Origin of the sequence: Streptomyces sp. NPDC006476, assembly GCF_040612015.1 — a bacterium.
GTDB lineage: Bacteria > Actinomycetota > Actinomycetes > Streptomycetales > Streptomycetaceae > Streptomyces > Streptomyces griseorubiginosus_B.
The window spans coordinates 1-16,964 of sequence record NZ_JBEXPK010000092.1 but is presented as its reverse complement, the minus strand read 5'-3'; the positions used below and the strand labels follow the sequence as shown (position 1 = coordinate 16,964).

The 16,964-nt window shown below is 68.3% G+C and carries 9 protein-coding genes and 1 pseudogene; 2 read left to right on the top strand and 8 right to left on the bottom strand.

The window, feature by feature from the left end:
* Positions 1-9: 9 nt before the first annotated feature.
* Positions 10-1,209, top strand: coding sequence for a hypothetical protein (locus tag ABZZ74_RS46505; protein WP_356950172.1), 1,200 nt, complete (start codon positions 10-12; stop codon positions 1,207-1,209).
* Between the two features lie 341 nt (positions 1,210-1,550).
* Here the strand turns inward: ABZZ74_RS46505 and ABZZ74_RS46500 are convergent.
* The 7 genes and pseudogenes from ABZZ74_RS46500 to ABZZ74_RS46470 all read right to left on the bottom strand — a co-directional run.
* Positions 1,551-1,955: pseudogene (locus tag ABZZ74_RS46500) on the bottom strand (helicase-related protein); the annotation flags it as partial.
* 395 nt (positions 1,956-2,350) lie between these two features.
* A complete protein-coding gene (locus ABZZ74_RS46495; protein WP_356950171.1) occupies positions 2,351-2,791 on the bottom strand; it encodes a hypothetical protein in 441 nt (146 codons plus the stop codon).
* A 104-nt stretch (positions 2,792-2,895) separates the two neighbouring features.
* Positions 2,896-9,282, bottom strand: coding sequence for an RHS repeat-associated core domain-containing protein (locus ABZZ74_RS46490; protein WP_356950170.1), 6,387 nt, complete (start codon positions 9,280-9,282; stop codon positions 2,896-2,898).
* Positions 9,283-9,424: 142 nt separating this feature from the next.
* On the bottom strand, positions 9,425-13,669 hold the full coding sequence (locus ABZZ74_RS46485) for a LamG-like jellyroll fold domain-containing protein (protein ID WP_356950184.1): 4,245 nt from the start codon (positions 13,667-13,669) through the stop codon (positions 9,425-9,427).
* A gap of 1,079 nt (positions 13,670-14,748) precedes the next feature.
* The gene (locus tag ABZZ74_RS46480; protein ID WP_356950169.1) at positions 14,749-15,108 is read right to left on the bottom strand and encodes a PhzF family phenazine biosynthesis protein; all 360 of its coding nucleotides are present in this window, start codon (positions 15,106-15,108) and stop codon (positions 14,749-14,751) included.
* A 148-nt stretch (positions 15,109-15,256) separates the two neighbouring features.
* The gene (locus ABZZ74_RS46475) at positions 15,257-15,550 is read right to left on the bottom strand and encodes a DUF1330 domain-containing protein (protein ID WP_356950168.1); all 294 of its coding nucleotides are present in this window, start codon (positions 15,548-15,550) and stop codon (positions 15,257-15,259) included.
* A gap of 40 nt (positions 15,551-15,590) precedes the next feature.
* Positions 15,591-16,079, bottom strand: a complete 489-nt coding sequence (locus ABZZ74_RS46470) for a carboxymuconolactone decarboxylase family protein (protein ID WP_356950185.1) — start codon at positions 16,077-16,079, stop codon at positions 15,591-15,593.
* On the opposite strand from ABZZ74_RS46470, the gene ABZZ74_RS46465 reads away from it, so the two are divergent.
* Positions 16,009-16,530, top strand: a complete 522-nt coding sequence (locus ABZZ74_RS46465) for a helix-turn-helix domain-containing protein (RefSeq protein WP_356950167.1) — start codon at positions 16,009-16,011, stop codon at positions 16,528-16,530. The two genes, ABZZ74_RS46470 and ABZZ74_RS46465, sit on opposite strands and share 71 nt — an antisense overlap.
* Positions 16,531-16,654: 124 nt before the next feature.
* Here ABZZ74_RS46465 and ABZZ74_RS46460 read toward each other — a convergent pair whose 3' ends face one another.
* On the bottom strand, positions 16,655-16,867 hold the full coding sequence (locus ABZZ74_RS46460) for a hypothetical protein (protein WP_356950166.1): 213 nt from the start codon (positions 16,865-16,867) through the stop codon (positions 16,655-16,657).
* Between the last annotated feature and the right edge of the window lie 97 nt (positions 16,868-16,964).

Here is a 16,964-nt window from a genome sequence, read left to right as displayed (position 1 = left end):
GAGGTGCCCGTGCAACCCCCGCAACTGGCCGCAGCCATGGTGAACGTGCTGCTCGGCGATGGCGAGGTCACGCCGAAGGCCATCGAGACGACCGCCCTCGCACTGGTACGCGCGGGCCATCTGAGGTGCGAGCAGAAAGCCGACGGCACACTGACCGTACGGCCCGCCTTGGGGACGGTCGGCCTTCGGCCGTTGCGGCCCTTCGAGGAACTGCTGATGGAACGCGTCCGCCACCGCTGCCGATTCGGCGTTGACCGCGTACCGATAGAAGCCCTGGGGCCCGGGGACGGCGACGAGTACTGGATATGGTGGCGCGGTTTCGAGCGCAGCGTTCGCGATGGGGCGATGGCCATGGGGCTGACACGGCCCGCCCGCAAGAAGTCCCTGATTCTGTTGCTGAGGGGCGCCGCGATCACGGCCTGGTTCGGGTTGCTGTGCGTGTGTCTGCCGTGGTCCCCGTATGTGCTCCGCATCGTCCTCGTCGTGCTCCTGAACGTGAGCATGTTCGGTGTGGCGATGATCGACCGGTTCCCGATCAGGACCCGCCCCAGGCTGACGGCTCTCGGACGGCAGGCCGCGCAGTGGTGGCGGGACGACGACACAGGCGCCGAGCACCGGCTTCCGCGACGGCAGGTGGGGGCGAACGGCCCCGAGTCGGCGCTGCCCGTGCGCGAGGCGCGCCGGATCTGGTCGGCGTACGGCAAGTCGTGGCACGTCGTCGACACGGCGCCACTGGATCCGCCCCGCTGGGGCCATCTGTGGCAACTGGTGATCCTGGGTGTCGCAGCCTGCGCAGCCACCATCACTGTGGCCCTGAGCGTGCACATTCCTTTCCGTGGGGAACTTGCCGCGAGCCCGGTCCTGGTCGGCGCTGTGATGTCGGCTCTCTGGCTGCCCGCCCGCCGCCGCGTCCAGGCGGTCCCCGCGGAGCTGACCTTCCGTGGCGCCGTCATCTCCCGCTGGGACTTCGAGACCCACCACGACGATCCGCTGACCGATGTCACGCACTATTGCTGTGCCATCGAGGACCCGGCGTCGCGGAAAGGCTGGTCCTTCGAGGTGAACGAGTGGAGACGGCCGATGTTCACGGCTGACAAGAACCCGACGCTCAAGGACCGGTTCCGCGTGGGGGACGTTGTCGACATCCATTGCAGTCCACGCCGGCGCAGGGTTTATCGGATCAGTGTGGTCGAGGCCGTACCGCGCTGACGTGAGGCAGTGTGAGGGAGGAGGAGCGGCGAGGGCTGGGCTGCCCCGTCCCGCGAGGGCCGGTCAGGCCGTGGCGCGCGTCGTCAGGCCATGCGCGTCATGAGACGGCAAGAGCCGAACGGGACGTTGTGGAGGCCTTGAAGGAGACAAAGGGCAGGGTTGATTCGAACGGCGAGCGTCGGCAGTCCCCGTAGGGGTATCGGTGAGGCTGACGGCGAGGGCGAGGGCGAGTTGGCGGGGCCCAGTGCGTATCAGAGGCAGGGCAAGAGCAACGACGTGGAGGGCACACTGAGGCGCCCACGCCCCTTCGGAGCTGGAAAGGGGGCACGTGGGGGGCGGAGTCAGCGGCCCTTGCGTACCCGGGCTGCCGCGCGGGCTTCTGCGGCCTTGCGGGCTTCTGCGGCTTTGCGGGACTCCTTGGCGGGGCGGCCCGGACGGGTGCCGAGGCCGCGGAAGGGGGCGTTGCCGCTACTGGCCTTGGTCACGGTCGGCGGGCGTTTCGCCCCGGTGATGGCGGTCAGCTTCTCCTCGCCGGAGCACACGGGTGTGACCGTGGGCCGAATCCCTGCTCCGGACATCATCCGGCTCACGTCACGCCGCTGGTTGGGGGTGACCACGGTGACCACTTTCCCGGACTCCCCGGCTCGCGCCGTGCGTCCACCACGATGCAAGTAGTCCTTCGCGTCGGCCGGCGGATCGACGTTGACGACGAGGTCGAGGGCGTCGATGTGAATGCCCCGCGCGGCGTCCGGGGCCCTTCGGCAGTCCGGGCGGCGACCGCTCTGACGCGGCTGCTGGGGAGGGGGCTTCCTCGTCCCCAAGCTCAATGCCGTGGCGAGGGATCGCCATCAACGCGATGCGACAAGACCTCATTCAGCGATCTCATCGGTCCACCCGAGTACCTCGATAATCTGGACTTCCCAGTGTGCGGGCACATCAGGTCGCTGCCGGCGCCCGCACCGAACCACCGCTTGTACTCGCATAAAAGGGGGGCGCGGCGTCACAACGCCAGGACGAAACGCTGTGGCAGACCGGCGCACCGCAGAAGCGCCGCGAGTACCGAAAGACGGGCGGAGCCGGCAGGAGTCGGGAAGTCCCGGGGATGAGGGCGGCAGGGCGCCGCCGCCCCGCTGCGGTGCCCTCAGCGCCGGTTGATGCCGGGCAGACGTACGTCGTAGCCGTCCAGCATCTGCAGGGTACGCGCCCGGGTCCGGTCCTTCATGTAGGGCCAGGCGGCCTCCACCAGACCGCTGTCGAGCAGGAGCTGATCCAGTACCTCGAAAAAGACGGCGCCGCTCACATGCTCCGTGGGGTGGTCGACGATGCGCTCCACGAAGTCCCAGCACCGGGTGAGCAACTCTGTGTCCGGTTTGTCGCTCCTCAGTTGCGGCATCAGCACCGGACCGGTGAAGCATTCGGCGAGCAGTTCGTACAGCATCACCGCCGCTTCCTCGGTCAGGACGGCCGCTTCGGCGGGCCGGTGGAACATCTCGGCAATGAACCCGGCGGATTCCGGGACCATGCGCAGCAGCAGCGGAGGGATCTCCTCGACCGGGATCTCTCCCGAGGGCGTGTCGCTCATGTCTTCCTCAACGGGTGCACAGGGTGGGGAACTCGGAAGCGGGGTCCGCCGTGCCCTGGGCGCGACGGACCCCGTCCTCATGGTCTAGCTCTCGTTACTCGGTGTCACGCCCAGTTCTCCGAGGTGGACGGCTCCAGTGCTTCGTGGAACCCGAAGGGGTCCACGACGTCCTTGGTCAGCTCCCAGAGCCCGTCCTTCCAGCCGTACTGGTGCACGTAGGAGGGCGCCTCCGCGGCCGTCGCGATTCCGCCGACGATACCGAGTGTCCGCGAGAAGCCGCGCAGCCGGGTGGGCTGTCCGACCGGCTGGGGTCCCTTGTACTGGGTGGGCTTGAACTCCGTGCCCGTCAGCTCCTTCACGGCAGGTGTCTTCGCCACCGACTCGAAGTTCGTCTTGATGGACTTCTCCATGTGGGGGTCGCCCTTCATCATCTTGTTGATGTTGCCGGTGACGTCACGTGAATTGAGCGCGTCCCACAACTCGGCGGCCTCTGCCTTGGCGATCTTCAGATCGCTGTCGGACAGGAGGTTCTGCATGCCCTTGCCTTCCTCCCTGGCCTTGCGGTCCAGGTCCAGCACGCTGGACAGGCCCTTCATCGTCGACCAGCCCTTCTGGATGTGCCACTGCTTCTTTCCTTGCAGCCGCTCGCCCGTGTTGAACTCGTGGATGATGGCTGTGGACAACTTGCCGTTGCCGAAGACGGCGCCGTGCTCCTTCTTGGGATAGATCTGAGCGAGCTTGTTCCGCAGGTTGTCGCTCTGCACCGCAGGGGCCTTGGCACGGCGCTGCAGGAAGCCTGGGTTCTTGTTCGGAACCTTGTTGAGGAAGTACTCGATCGTCTTCTTCAACAGCTTGAACATGTCCAGGAAGCCGAAGAACTTCCCGTCCGGGTCGGCGTACACCAGCGGGTTGTTGTTTCCGTAGGTGTAGCCGTTCATCTGCTGCGGGTCGGCCAGATCCATGATCGGGTCCACGGAGAGGAACCGGCCGGTCTGGGAGTCGTACTCGCGTGCACCCAGATGGGTGAGACCGGTGTCCTTGCTTTCGTCGATGCCGCCGACGAAGCCCTTGGTCCCGGGCCAGGCGGTCGGTGCCGCTCCGCGGCTCTCGCCGAAGGGCGTGACGCGGCGCTGGGTGAGGGCCAGGTCGGTGGCGGCGACGGCCAGCAGGCCGGTGCCGTGGTGGTCGGCCAGGGTGAAGGAGAAGCTGCCGTCGTCGGCCCGGACGGCCTGGTGGCCGCTGCCGAGATCGAAGTAGCGGGTCGCCTTGGCCTTGGTCGCGCCCTTGTCGAGGGTGACGTCGGTGTGCCCGAGGTGCAGGGTGGTCCGGTCGCCCGTGCGGTCGATGAGGCGGTTGCCGTTAGCGTCGTACAGGTAGTCGGTGACCTTGTCCGGTTTGCCGTCGACGGGTTCGGTGACCTTGGCCAGGAGCCCCTCGGCGTCCCAGTCCAGATGCTGCTTGCCACGGTCGGTAGTGTTGCCGGTCTCGTCGTAGACGTAGTCGGTCCGGCTGGTTCCCGCCGGACCCTGCGTGGTCAGCGTCGACAGTTGGTGGGCCTTGGGCTTGCCCGGGGTCGCGTACTCGTAGGTGTGCTTGACGTCCTTGCTGGTGTCGCCTCCGATGTCGTGCCGGGTGTCGGTCAGCCGGTCGCCGGCCTTGTCGTAGGTGTACGACTGCCAGTACGGAGCCGGACCGCCGAGCTTGTTCGCGGCAGGGGTGTCCGCGCAGCTCTGGTCGCCCTGAGCCCATGCCTCCGTCAGGCGGCGCAGGTAGTCGTAGGCGAAGCACTGGTTGTCGGTACCGGTGCGGGAGACGTCCCGCAGGGACAGGACGTTGCCGGCCTCGTCGTAGCGGAAGGTGACGTTCTGATCGACGCCCGCCTGTCCCTCGCGGTCGACGCGCGTGGTCGCCAGCCGCTGAGTGCCGAACTCGTAGGTGTTGGTGACCTGAGTCTTCTTCCCGCCGCTGGTCAGACCGAAGCTGTACACCAGCGGCTTGCCGGTCTGGCTGTAGGTGGCGGTCGAGGTCATGCCCTGGCCGTACACGGAGATCGGACGGAGGGTCTGCGCCTCGTAGGCGTAGTTGATCGATCCGCCCGGCAGCGAGCCGGCGGCGGAGTAGCTGAGCGAGGCGACCAGACCGGAGGGCTTGAAGGCGGTGCCCGACTGGTAGGTGCCGGCCAGCGCTCCCTCCGACGCGGGGATCACGGTCGCCGTCTTGGTGGGCCGGTACAGCTTGTCGTACGCGGTCACCGCGGTGGTGTACGCCTGGCCGTCCACGTAGCGGATCGACTCGGCGAGCTGGCCCTTGGCACCGGCGACGGTGTCGTACGTCCACTTGACGCGCAGCTTGCCGGTGGCGGAGCCCTCGCGCAGCTCCGTCTTGCGGCCCAGTCCGTCGTAGGTGTTGAACAGAGTGGTGCCGCGCTGGTTGGTGCTGGAGATCACCTGACCGTGGTCGTCGTACTTGGTGTCGGTGCGGCCCCGGTCCGGATCGCTGAAGGACGTCTGGTGGCCGAGCTGGTCGTAGGTGTAGCTCCAGCTGTTGCCGGCCGGGTCGGTGACCTTCAGCAGGTCACCCGAGGGGGTGTGGTCGTAGGTGGTGGTGTCGTAGGCGGATTCGGGATCGCGGGTGTGGTGCTGACGCAGTTCGGTGATGTTGCCGCGTGCGTCGACCAGGGAGGTGACGGTGGTGTCGCCCACCGGCGGGATCAGGGTGGTGCGGTCACCGCCGTAGATCGTCTTCTTGGTGGACAGGACGGTGCCGCCGTCGCCGTTGCCGGCGATCTGCCGTTCCTCGACCTGGCGGCCCAGACCGTCGTAGGAGGTGCGGGTCTGGGTTTCCACGCCCAGCGCGTCGGCGGGCTTGAACAGTTCGGCGACCGGGCCGCCGGTGGCGTAGTAGGGAGCGAAGGACTTGGTGGTCAGGCCGCGCTCGTCGTAGAAGATGTCGGAGATGATCCGGCCGCCGTCCGGGCCGGGCGCCTGGGACTGCCGCTCGCGCAGGAACCCGTCGTACAGCTTGTACGACGTGATCTGGCCGCCCTCGTTGTTGAGCAGCTTGGTGGCCACGGTGACGGGCTTGCCCTCGGTGACCGAATAGGCGTACTCGTACGTCGGAACACCGCTCGTGGAGCGGTCCGCGAGCCACACCTTGGTGGAGCGGCCGAGGGCGTCGTAGGCGTAGTTGGTGACGTTGTCGTTGGTGTCGGTCTGCTTCAGCAGCAGGCCGCGCAGCGGGTCCAGGTCCTTGACGGTGGTCTGCGCGCTCGCCGGATCGGCCGGGTCGGCGGGAGGCGTGGTCGTCCTGGTCTGGGTGGGCAGGCCGGTGGCCGGGAGGTAGGCCGTGGTGGTGGTACGGCCGTCGTTGCGGACGGTGCGCACCGGGTCGCCGGTTCCGGTCACGGTCACGTCGGCCGTCAGGTCGGTGACGGTGAGTTCGCGGCCGTAGTCGTCGTAGGTGGCACCGGCCTCCAGGTAGGTCGCCTTCGTGCCGTTGTCACTCTTGAGCGGCGCGGTGGCCGTCGCGTCGCCCTTGGTCGGGGCCGCGCCGTAGGCGCCGCCGTCGTAGGCGGTGCGGACGTCGTCGATGACGTCCTTGGTCCGGTCGACGGGGGCGTCACACGCCTTGGCGACGGTCTGGACCCGTGAGGGCAGCAGCAGGATGTTCTTGTCGGTGTTGGTGGCGTAGGTCGTACGCGTGCACTGGTCGTCGTCCGCCGTGGAGGTGTCGCCGAGGTCCTCCTCCCGCTCGGGCCGGCCGGCGACGGTGTCGTAGCCGGTGGAGGTGGTGGTGGTGCGCCACTTGGTGCCGGCGCCGTCGTCCAGCGACGTGTAGCCCTTCGTCTCGGCGGTGCCGGTGAAGTCGGCGGTGAGGGTGCCCCAGTCGCGGACCTTTCTGGCGGTCTCGTGGTGCCAGGGCCGGTTCACGGTCTTCTGCAGGACTTTGCCGCCGGGCCCGTCGAAGACGAGCGTGCGGTACTCGAAGCCCGCGGTCGCCCCGTCGTCGGTGAGCGGGTCGCCCTCGCCCGTGCCGAGCGGGACACTGACGGACTTCGTGCCGCCCGACGTCGTCTTGCGGTCGCCGTCCATGCCGCGCAGGAAGTAGTGGTCCTGCTGCGTCTTCATGGCGGCGGCGCCGCCCTGTCCGCCGGCCCGGACGCGTACGTGGCCGTAGCCGCGCCACTGTGACCAGGTCCGGTACTTCTCCTTGGTCAGACCGTCGTCGTCGAAGTGCCAAGCGGCACCGTCGAGGTAGTCGTAGGCGGCGACCTGGTCCGGGGCGCCGCCGGTGCGGTCGGTGGCCGTCACCGAGGTGACGACGTACTTGTTGAACCACTCGCGGTCCGGGGCGTCACTGCTGTCGCCGCCGATGTACTGCGGGAAGCAGCGGGTGCTGTTGGTCTCGGGCGTCGGCAGCGCGTCGGCGTCACACGCCGGGGCGGAGTAGTTGACGTCGATCTGTCCGCCGGACTCGTCCGCCACGGTGGACAGACGCGCCTTGATGAACGGGGCGTAGCCGTCCCCGGTGCGGTCCAGCCGGTTGGCGAGCTGGGTGTAGGCGAAGGTGGTCTTGGGCAGCGTGATCGACGGCGTGGCGGTGTGCCCGGTGTGCTGCACGCTGTCCAGCAGCAGTTGGTAGTCGGTGTCGGCCATGCCCCAGCGGTGGGTGAGCTGCCAGGAGTCGACCTTGCCGTAGGAGCCGTCCGGCTTCAGGAGCTGGGTGGTGACCGAGGTCAGCCGCTTGCGGGTCCAGAACGACGGCGTCAGCCGGCCGCTGTCGCACTTGGTGCCGGCCTTGCAGTTCAGGTCCCAGGGTGTGTCGTACCAGTAGTACGACTTGGTGTCGATGGTGTCGGGCGCGCAGGTGACGCCGTCCTGGGGCAGGCAGCGCTCGGCGCTGTCGAAGACGACCTGGGCAGGCGGCTTGTCGGCGAACATGCGCGAGGAGCGCAGGCCGTAGTCGATGCGCTGGAGGTAGCCGCCGCGGATGTAGGGGGTGTCGGCGTCGGCCTTGAGGTTGCGGCCGTAGGAGTTGGTCTCCTTGGCGTAGTGGTAGCCCATGGCGTTGCCATGGGTGTCGACCACGTAGTCGAGGTTCCACCGCCAGGCCTGCTGGCACCAGGACCCGGCGAAGTCGGCGCCGTGGCACGGCTCGCCCGTGTTGTTGCCGAAGACCGGCACGGTCCAGGTGGAGTCGGTGGTCTCCTTGCCGTCGGCCCAGCCGGGCAGACGGTGGTAGCCGAAGTAGTAGCGGGTGCCGTCGGGCGCGGTCAGCCGCCAGTACTCGCCGTCGTTGTCGCCGTTGCCGCGCTCGCCGCTGGTCAGGTGGGCGATCCGGGTGCCGTCGTCCTGCTGGAGCTTGAACTCGTCGTTGCCGACGGGGACCAGCTCGCCGCCCTTGCCGTTGAAGGTGAGGTAGGCGTTGTCGTACGCCCAGCACAGGTCGCCCGGCTTGTTGCCGTCGGCGTTCTTCTCGCCGTCGTCGGCGCACGGCTTGTAACGGCGCTCGATGAAGCCGGGGGACAGTTCGAAGCCGTCGCCGACCCAGGAGCCCTGGTTGTTGGTGGTGCCGGTACGGCCGTCGATCGAGCCCGACGAGTAGTCCAGGCCGACATCGGGGGAGAGGTCGCCGGGGACGTCCGGCACCGGCATGTCGTAGGACCAGGTGAAGTCACCGGTGTTGAGCTGGGTGCTCCAGGTGGCCGACGGTGACAGCGTGGTGGCCTTGAAGTCGCCCTTCTCGCCACCGGTCTCCGCCTCGGCGGCCAGCACGGTCGGCGCGGAGGAGCGCAGGCTCACCGCGTTCGTGGTCAGGGTGCGGCTGTCGGTGTCGTTGCGTGTGGCGAGCGGGGTGCTCTTGCGGCAGGCGTCCTTGGCGGGCGTGGTCAGCGCACAGGCGGGCAGTTCGACCAGGTGCAGCCGAGCGGCGTAGCCGCCGCCGTACGCCTGAGCGAAACGGGAGTAGTCGACGGTGACGGCGACTTTGCCCCAGCCGGGTGTGGCGGACGCATGGGCCGAGCCGGCCGCGGCGGCCTTCTTCGAGGCGCCCTTGGCCGTGAGGGCCAGCAGCAGTCCGTCGACGCCGGCGCGTTCGGCCTGGGCGCGGCTGTGCAGGCGGGCCTCGACGGTGCCGTGGAAGGCGCCCGTGCGCTGCTTCGGTGAGGCGATGCGCAGTGGCAGCTCACCGGGGCGGGCGGAGCCGTGCTCGGGTATCTCCGCCGCGGCGATGCCGGGCTTCGGCCAGGAGCGCCGGGGCGGCTGGACCGGTGTCCGCGGGCCCGTGGTGAGCGTGCGGGGTCTGGCTTTGAGGCCGTTGGTGCCGGGCACGGGCTTGTCGGCCGTGGGTACGCCCGGCAGCCGGTGGCCGGTGGCCGCCTCGGCGGGGGAGGCGGCGGCCTGGATCAGACCGCCGAGCAGCAGCGCGGACATGACCAGGGAAACCGGCCGGTGCAGCGCTGTCGCGGAAAGGCGTGGTGGTTTGCGTCTCATGCGTGATGCCGTCCATGGCTGAGTGGCGTGCCGGTGCGCGGGTCGTGGCGCAGCGGCATCGCCTGCGATAGGGGCGGATGGGGGAAGGTGGCGCCGGCGGACGGGGCACGCAGTGGTCGCGCACCCCGCCCACCGGCGGGCGTCACCTGCCGGCCGGGACCTCGGTGGGTACGTCGAACCAGGAGCCGGAGAGTTCTTCGACCTGGCTGTCGTTGAGCGCGCCCTGGAAGAACCAGACATCGTCGATGAGGCCGGGGAAGTACTCGGCGGCGGTGGAGCCGGTCTTCGTCCGGCCGACCTGGAGCGACTTGCCCGCCTTGGTGGTCAGGACGTTCTCGCCCCAGGCGATCAGGTCCTGACAGGATGCGTTGTCCGCCTGACCGTCACCGTCGGCGTCCTCGCACGGCACCTCCTGGACGATGCCGTTGACGTACAGGCGGGCCTGTTTGGCGAAGCCGTCGTAGACCAGCGCCAGGTGGTTCCAGTCGGTCACGCTGCTGAACTCCGTGCTCGCCAGGCGGACGGTCGTGGCGTCGGTGCCGTCCTTGTTCGGCAGCGCCAGTTCCCAGCTGCCCAGGCCCTCGGGGTGCGCCGGGTCGGGGACGAAGCGTACGGCGAAGGGGCTCTGGCCGGTGCCTTCGGCGCTGACCACCGTCGCGTTCTGCGCGGGTGTCGAGGCCGCCTTGGCCCATGCGGTCACGGTGAAGCTGGCGCTGGTGTCGACCGGGACGGCCGGCGCGCTGGCGTAGCCCGTGCTGCCGTCCAGTTCCAGGCCGGCGTCCATGAAGCCGGTACCGATCTTCGCGCCGCTCTGCAGGGTGAGGGCGGCCGCGCGGCCGGTGTCGTCCGGGGAGGCGGAGCCGCTTTCGGTGTCCAGCTTCCAGCGGGCGGCCAGCAGCGGGCGCTGCTGGAACAGCTGACGCACCTCGTCGGCGGACACGGGCCGGTCGAAGAAGCGGACGTCGTCGATCTGCCCGGGGAAGAAGGAATCGGGCTTGCCGTCGTAGTTGCCGGCGCCGATCTGCACTGCCCCGCCCGCGTACCAGTCGGCCTCGAGGTCCGTCGAGCCCGCCTCGACGCCGTTGACGTAGAGGATGAGTTTGTCGGCGACGGTGTCGTGCACGCCCACCAGGTGCGTCCAGGTGTCGCCGTACGCGGTCTGGCCCTCGGCCTGCAGGGCGCGGATCGGGGTGGCGTCCGCGGTGTCGGCCGAGTACTGGTTGAACACCCAGCGGTCGTACGACTTGCTGTAGTACAGCTCCATGCCCGGCCGGTGTTCACCAGCCTGGGTGGCGATGATCGCGGCATGGTCCGGCTTGGTCTTGGGCAGCTTCGCCCAGGCCGAGACGGCGAAACCTCGCTGGTTGTTCAGCAGGGGTCGGCCGGTGCTGGCGTAGTCGTCCACCCCGTCCAGGGACATTGCCTTGCCGGCGATGCCCGGGGCGCCCGCGGTCGGGCCGCCGAAGAACTTGGCGTCCGGTACCTCGGCCACGCCGTTGAGTTGGACGGCGTCGGCGGCTTCGTCCATGGGGAACACCGCACGGGCGGGTCGGCCGGAGATGAGCGACTCCTTGCCGTAGAGCCGGGTCACCTCGCCGACGGCGAGCGGCTTGTCGAAGATCTGCACCTCATCGATGTCGCCGGGGAAGAAGGAGCCGGGCTTGCCGTTGTAGGAGCCGGCGCCGATCTGCAGGCCGCGGCGGGCGTTCCATGGCGAGGAGTACGTCGTGGTGCCGACGAGGGTGCCGTTGACGTACAGGCACAGCTGGTCGTTGGTGGAGTTGAAGGTGCCCACCAGGTGGGTCCACTGCCCGGCCTTGGCCCCGCCCGCGGTGGTCGGCATGACCCGCACCACGCTGGCGTCGGGACTGTCGGCGCTGTACTGGTTGAACACCCAGCGGTCGTAAGTGGAGGAGTAGTACAGCTCGAAGCCCGGGGAGTGGTTGCCGGGCTGGGCCGCGATGACGGCGGCGTGGTCCGGCAGGGTGGAGAGTTTCGCCCACGCCGAGACGGAGAAGCCGGTGGAGGTGTCCACGGTGGGGATGTCGGTGACGGCGTAGTCGTCGACGCCGTCGAAGGAGACCGCGGTGCCCTTGGCGCCCTCGACGTGCGGGGTGGGGCCGCCGCGGAGTTCGGCGGTGCGCTCGGGGGCCTGTCCCGTGGCGCGGTCGGATCCGGCGGCGTCGTCGAGCTGCCAGGTCGCGCGTTCGGGCTGTCCGGCCTTGACGCGGAACTGGTAGGTGCGGATCTCACCGGCGTTGCCCGCTGTGTCGAGGGCCCGGGCGGTGACGAAGTTGAGGCCAGGCCTGGCCGGCAGCATCCGGGTGACCTTGGCGGCTCCGGCGGCGGTGGTGATGGTGTTCTTGGAGCTCGGGTCGCCGTTGACACCGAACCAGTACTTCGTGACGTCGGTGTCGGCGGCCTTCAGCGTGAACGAACCGTACTGGCCCACTCCGTCGTACCAGGGGTCCGCGGGATCCTCCGGATCGGAGGCCGGGTAGTCGCCGGAGACGATCGAGGGGGCCTTGGGCACCTTGGTGTCGTAGGTGAAGTAACAACCGGTGGGGTCACCGGTGTTGGACCACGGCGAGTACTGTGCGCCGTCGTAGCTGCGCACGTACCAGTTGATCTGTTTGTTCTCCGGTATGGAGGAGGGCAGGGTGATGGAGAAGTCGGAGCCGGACTTCTTGTACCCGGTGCGTGCCGGCTTCCAATGTGCGACGTTGCCCTTGCCGTCTCCGGCGTCCCAGCCCGCCTGGAACTCCACGGCTATGTTGTCGCCGTCGGGGTCGGTGATGTTGTTGGCGTAGATCTTGCCGAGGGTGCGCACGCGTGCGGCGTCGGCCGGCTTCTTGCAGGTGCCGCCGTACTCCATGGTCAGCTGCGACATCTTGACCTGCGAGGGCGGGCGGTTGTACTTCACCCGCAGATAGGCCTTGTCGGAGAAGCGCTTCCAGCCGTAGATGTCACTCTCGTCGGACGCCTGCATGCCGAACGTCATCGTCGAGGACTTGGCGTTGGCCGCGGACTGCACCGCCGACTTGACGTCGAACTCGGCGTCCTTGGCCGAGCAGCCCTCGAAGCCGTAGGAGAAGGAGTCGGTCTTCAGCTTGTCGATCCAGAATCCGCTCGCCGTCTGGGAGTTCCAGGTGGTCGAGGAGGAGATGTCCTTGGTCCGCCACAGCTCCACGCTGCGGGCGCTGCACGAGGCCGACCAGACGTTGCGGACAACGAACTCGGCCTGGAGGATGGACTTGCCGGCGAACTTGGACACCGGGATGCGGTAGAAGAGCCGCTTGGTGTCGTACGGCTTGCAGTAGTACCAGCCGCAGTAGCCGAGGCCCGCGTTGTCCTCGCCGTTGAACTTGTACTGGGGCGATGAGGCCCAGTACTTGGAGACCATCGTCCACGCCGAGGCGCGCGGCGAGTACCACTGGGGGTCGATGAAGACCGGGTAAACGGTGTCCTTGCCCTTCAGCACGTTCGCGTTCGGGGTCAGCACGAGTTCCTTGCCCCCGGCGGGGACGTCCACCGCGACGGGGGCGAGCTTCGCCGACTCGCCGGCCGCGGGCTCGTCTCCCGGTCCGGCGGCCGGTTCGTCCGCCGACGCGGTGCGCCCGGCGGTGCGTGCGGTCGCGGCCGGTCCGGTGGCGTCCGCACTGATCGACGCCGACTTGAGGGAGGCGGGCTTGGCGGTGGCTGACTGCTGCTTGGCGGTGGCGGACGGCGTGGTGTCCTCGGCGGCCTTGCTGCCGGGACTGGAGTCCCACATCACCGGCCGGGGTGCCTCGAACACGGCGTTCTTCGCGCCCTTGTCCACGGCCTCCAGGCCGCCCTGCGCGGTCTCCCGCACATCCATGCCGTCGGTGGAGAGCTTCAGCCGTAGTTCGGCCAGTTGCTCACTCGCCGCCGCCTTGGCGGACTTGACGACGAGCAGCTGGGTGAAGCCGTCCTCCTGAGCGCCCATCCGCAGGTCCACGTCCGGGAGCACGTTCTCGTACGTGGCGGTCGGTCCGTCGAGGACCGGAGCCGGCAGCTTGTCCGGCCAGGACAGGGTCAGTTCACGGCCCGCCTTCTCCATGCGCACCAGCGGGGCGTTCCCGCCGGCGGAGAACTGCAGACCGACCGTGGTGGCGCCGGGTGTCACCGTGCCCTGCGCCGTCCTGGCCAGGTCGGTCTCGACCGGTTTCCACTTGCCGTCCACCCGGGTCCGGACGGGACGCAGGTACTCGCGCGCCTCCAGGTTTCCGTCAGGTGTGGCGTAGACGTCGGCGCTCTCCGAGCGGAGCGAGTCCACTTCGACGCTCCGGCCGGTTTTCCTGGCCTCGGTCAGGGCCTCGTCGGTGGTCGTCGACGCTGCCGGATCGTCCCCCTTCCCGGCGGCCATGTCCGTCCGGAGCGGTCCCACTCCGGAACTGTCGGCGGCCGATGCCGCCGGTACTACTCCCGCGGCCGTCACCAGCGTCAGCGTCAAAGCCACCACTCGGCCACGTCTTCGCGTCAACACGCGCCCCCGCATGCAAGCCCCTTGATAAGAAGTCGGTGAAAAAAACACCGACAGGGTGATCAACGCGCGAATGCTACGTAAGAAAAGAGTTAAGATCCATTTCTTTGAACCGGCATACCGGTCAAACACCCCCTGTTCGAAAGTGAGCATCGACACCCTTGACTTGGCGCGTACGGGAGCTACTTCCGCGCCGGTTGCAGGTATGGGCGTCGCACGGCTCTCGAAGTCGCAGGTAAGCCAGACGGGCACGTACCTGGACGGGCAGATTGCAGCGTTCCGCTCTCCGGTGAACGCGTACCGGCCTGAGGCGCGGACCCGAAAGTTCGCGCAGGCCACCAGCGTCTACTGGTCCGCACGGCGCCGCCACCGGCAGGGCCCGTGCATCACCCCGCCAGTGACGAAGAACCGGTAGGTGCGGCCGGGTGCGCAGCGGCGACTGTGGTGACGTGTTGTCACCTCGGCGCGGATCGGGCTGATGGACCGGTCGAGGGACGGGGCAAGGACTACGCGGAGACGGAAGCCGAGGCGACCCGGCTGGAGGCGGCCGCGGCAGCAGAACCTTGCCTGGCGCAAGGCATGCAGCGCCACCGTCGGCGGCCGAGCACCTCTGACGCGAACGCGGTGCGCACATGTCTTCCGCCTCACTATGGAGGCTGCCGGGCGACCCCTGTGACGCTGAAGTCTTCTCCCTCATGTGAAGATCCTCAAAAAGCGGCCTCGTCTGCTCATATTCCTGACCCTGGCCGTGGTGGCGGCCGTGACGTTGACCATCGCCGTGGTCATCGAGGCGAACAAGGCCGTGTTTTAGGGCCGGGTTCCGGTCCATGCCTCGTGGCGTCATGATCACCGTGTGGGGCGTGGGGATCTTTCTGATGAGCAGTGGTCAGTGCTGGAGTCGTTGCTGCCTGCGGCGGGTGTGAGTCGCAGGTGGCCGGGGCGGCGACGGCTGGTGGATGACGTCAAGCTTGACGCACGACTGTTCGTGCGATAGCTGCTTGGCCCCCAACTGGGACTGGGTGTTCCAGGTGGGTGTTGTCGATGGTTGCTGTGATGGTGGATGGGTTGCCGAGGAGATCGCCCATGTCGACGGTGAGGCGGTCCGTGCCGAATCGGGCCATGTGCGCGGCCAGGCAGGCTGTGTTGTTGGCGCTGGCGATGTCCTCGGGGACGCCGATCGACGGGGCGAACATCCCAGCGGCTGCCCGGCGCCGCCATGCCTTCGGAACGCTCCACGCGGTGGTGATGTCCTGGCCCCACTCATCCTCGGCCAGGGCAGCGGCGACGGCGGTTCGCGCCGCCTGTGAGGGGAACTCTGTCATGGTCCGTGGTCACTCGGTGACACAACGCAAGGCCTCGCGGGCGTCGTGTCCGAGCGGGGTGAGGATGTAGCGGCCGTTGCACAACACCTCGGCGAGTCGAGCCTCTTGGAGCTCTGTGACCTTCAGTGAACATCCGACTGGACCTCGGTCAGTCGATGCCTTCGACGATGCGAAAGTCGCGCTCGACGCCGTCGGAGAGGGCGACCAGCGCCTCCTGGTAGGCCGCACTCTCGCGCGCCGCGACGGCCTGCTCGAAGCTGTCGAACTCGACCAGGACGGTGCGCTCGGCGATTCCGGCGTCATACGCCACGACCTGACCGCCACGGACGAGGGTCCGGCCGCCCTTGGGCTCGACGGCCAGACGGGCCAGCTTGTTGTAAGCAGCCAGCTTCTCAGGGTCGGAAATGGTGCGGTAGACGCTGACCCAGTAGCCCTTGGGCATGGGAACCTCCAGTGTTGGGATGAGTGCATCTGACTTGGATTCAGAGTGCGGAGATCGGCTCGGTGCCGGGCTCACGGGGCAGGCGGAGCACCCTGACGGCGAACGAAATGGCGTGGTACCAACCGCAGACCAAGACCAGATCGAGTGCGGCATCTTCATCGGTGACAGCGACCACGTTCGCCCTGGTGTCGTCGGATAAGTCAAAGGTCGCATGGAACTCGTCGACCGCTTCGAGCACGGCACGATCGGTGGTGTGCCAGCAGTCGTCCGTAGGCCTTCCATCCGCGAGGGACGCGAGGTGCGCCGCGTCGAGTCCCGCCTTCTCGGCGAAGCACACGACGTGCACGGCCCACTCGTAGTCGGCGCCGCACAGCGCGGTGGTCCGGTCGATGACCAGCTCGCGCTGGCGCAGAGTGAGAGCGGAGCGCCGAGAGAAGTAGTAGCTTCCCCAGCCCGCGATGGAGCGGGCGAGCTCGGGCCGGCGGGCCCACACCCGGAACAGCTGGATGAGAATGCCCGATGAGCTCAAGGGCCTCGCTGGCTCCCTCGCCATAGGGCGGCGAGAGTGGTTCGATGCGCCGCTGCTTCGATTTCAGAGGCATAGCGAGACGTTAACATTGACGCTTTGGAAAGGGAAGCGGATGACACGACCAACACCACTCCCAGGCCGCCGGGTCCGCGGCTCGCACACGGGGCGCCCGATCATGGCGCTCCTGGACCTCTTGGGCCGACGCTGGGCGCTGCGGGTCCTATGGGAGCTGCGAGACGGCTCATCTCCGACCTTCCGCGAGCTCCAGCAACGATGCGGCGGCGTCTCATCAAGCGTCCTGGCAGACAGGCTTCGCGAGCTTGGACAGGCCGACCTCGTCGAGAACGCCGGCGAGGGGTACCTGCTCACTGAACAGGGCAGGACCCTTCGAGAATCTCTCGCCCAGCTCGATGATTGGGCCTCCGGTTGGCGGCCCAAGGCGGCGGACTGACGGCCGTGACGGCAGGACGGGCACAGTCTCTCCAGTGGTCACAGAGTGTCGCGACTCCATGTTCATCGGGACCGGTGCCCGCCTTGCTGCAGAGGATCGCCACACCACCTATTTGCGCGAGCTCTTACGGGTTGGTCTCGGACGGGCGTCGGCGAGCGAGAGCGAGGCTTGTCAGCGTCGTGATCGCCATGGCGCCGATGCCGACCAGCGCCGCGGTGGTGTAGGTGCTGTCGTTGGGGAAGAGGTGGCCGGGGCCGGTGCCCGTGGCGAGGTCCAGACCGCCGATGGCACCGCCCAGGGAGTACCCGACGCTGCGGACGACGTAGTTGAAGCTCATGGCTGTTGCCGGACGTTGAAAATGCCGACGCATGCGGCGTTCACGATGCCGATGAACTCTCATGGCGGCGCCCCATCGTTGGGTGTTCCGGTGGGGC

Excerpts from the sequence above, each read along its gene's own strand:
- ABZZ74_RS46495 (WP_356950171.1), bottom strand. The coding sequence starts at position 2,791 with ATGAGCGACACGCCCTCGGGAGAGATCCCGGTCGAGGAGATCCCTCCG.
- ABZZ74_RS46490 (WP_356950170.1), bottom strand. The coding sequence starts at position 9,282 with ATGAGACGCAAACCACCACGCCTTTCCGCGACAGCGCTGCACCGGCCG.
- ABZZ74_RS46485 (WP_356950184.1), bottom strand. The coding sequence starts at position 13,669 with ATGGCCGCCGGGAAGGGGGACGATCCGGCAGCGTCGACGACCACCGAC.
- ABZZ74_RS46480 (WP_356950169.1), bottom strand. The coding sequence starts at position 15,108 with ATGACAGAGTTCCCCTCACAGGCGGCGCGAACCGCCGTCGCCGCTGCC.
- ABZZ74_RS46475 (WP_356950168.1), bottom strand. The coding sequence starts at position 15,550 with ATGCCCAAGGGCTACTGGGTCAGCGTCTACCGCACCATTTCCGACCCT.
- ABZZ74_RS46465 (WP_356950167.1), top strand. The coding sequence starts at position 16,009 with ATGGAGCGGGCGAGCTCGGGCCGGCGGGCCCACACCCGGAACAGCTGG.
- ABZZ74_RS46460 (WP_356950166.1), bottom strand. The coding sequence starts at position 16,867 with ATGAGCTTCAACTACGTCGTCCGCAGCGTCGGGTACTCCCTGGGCGGT.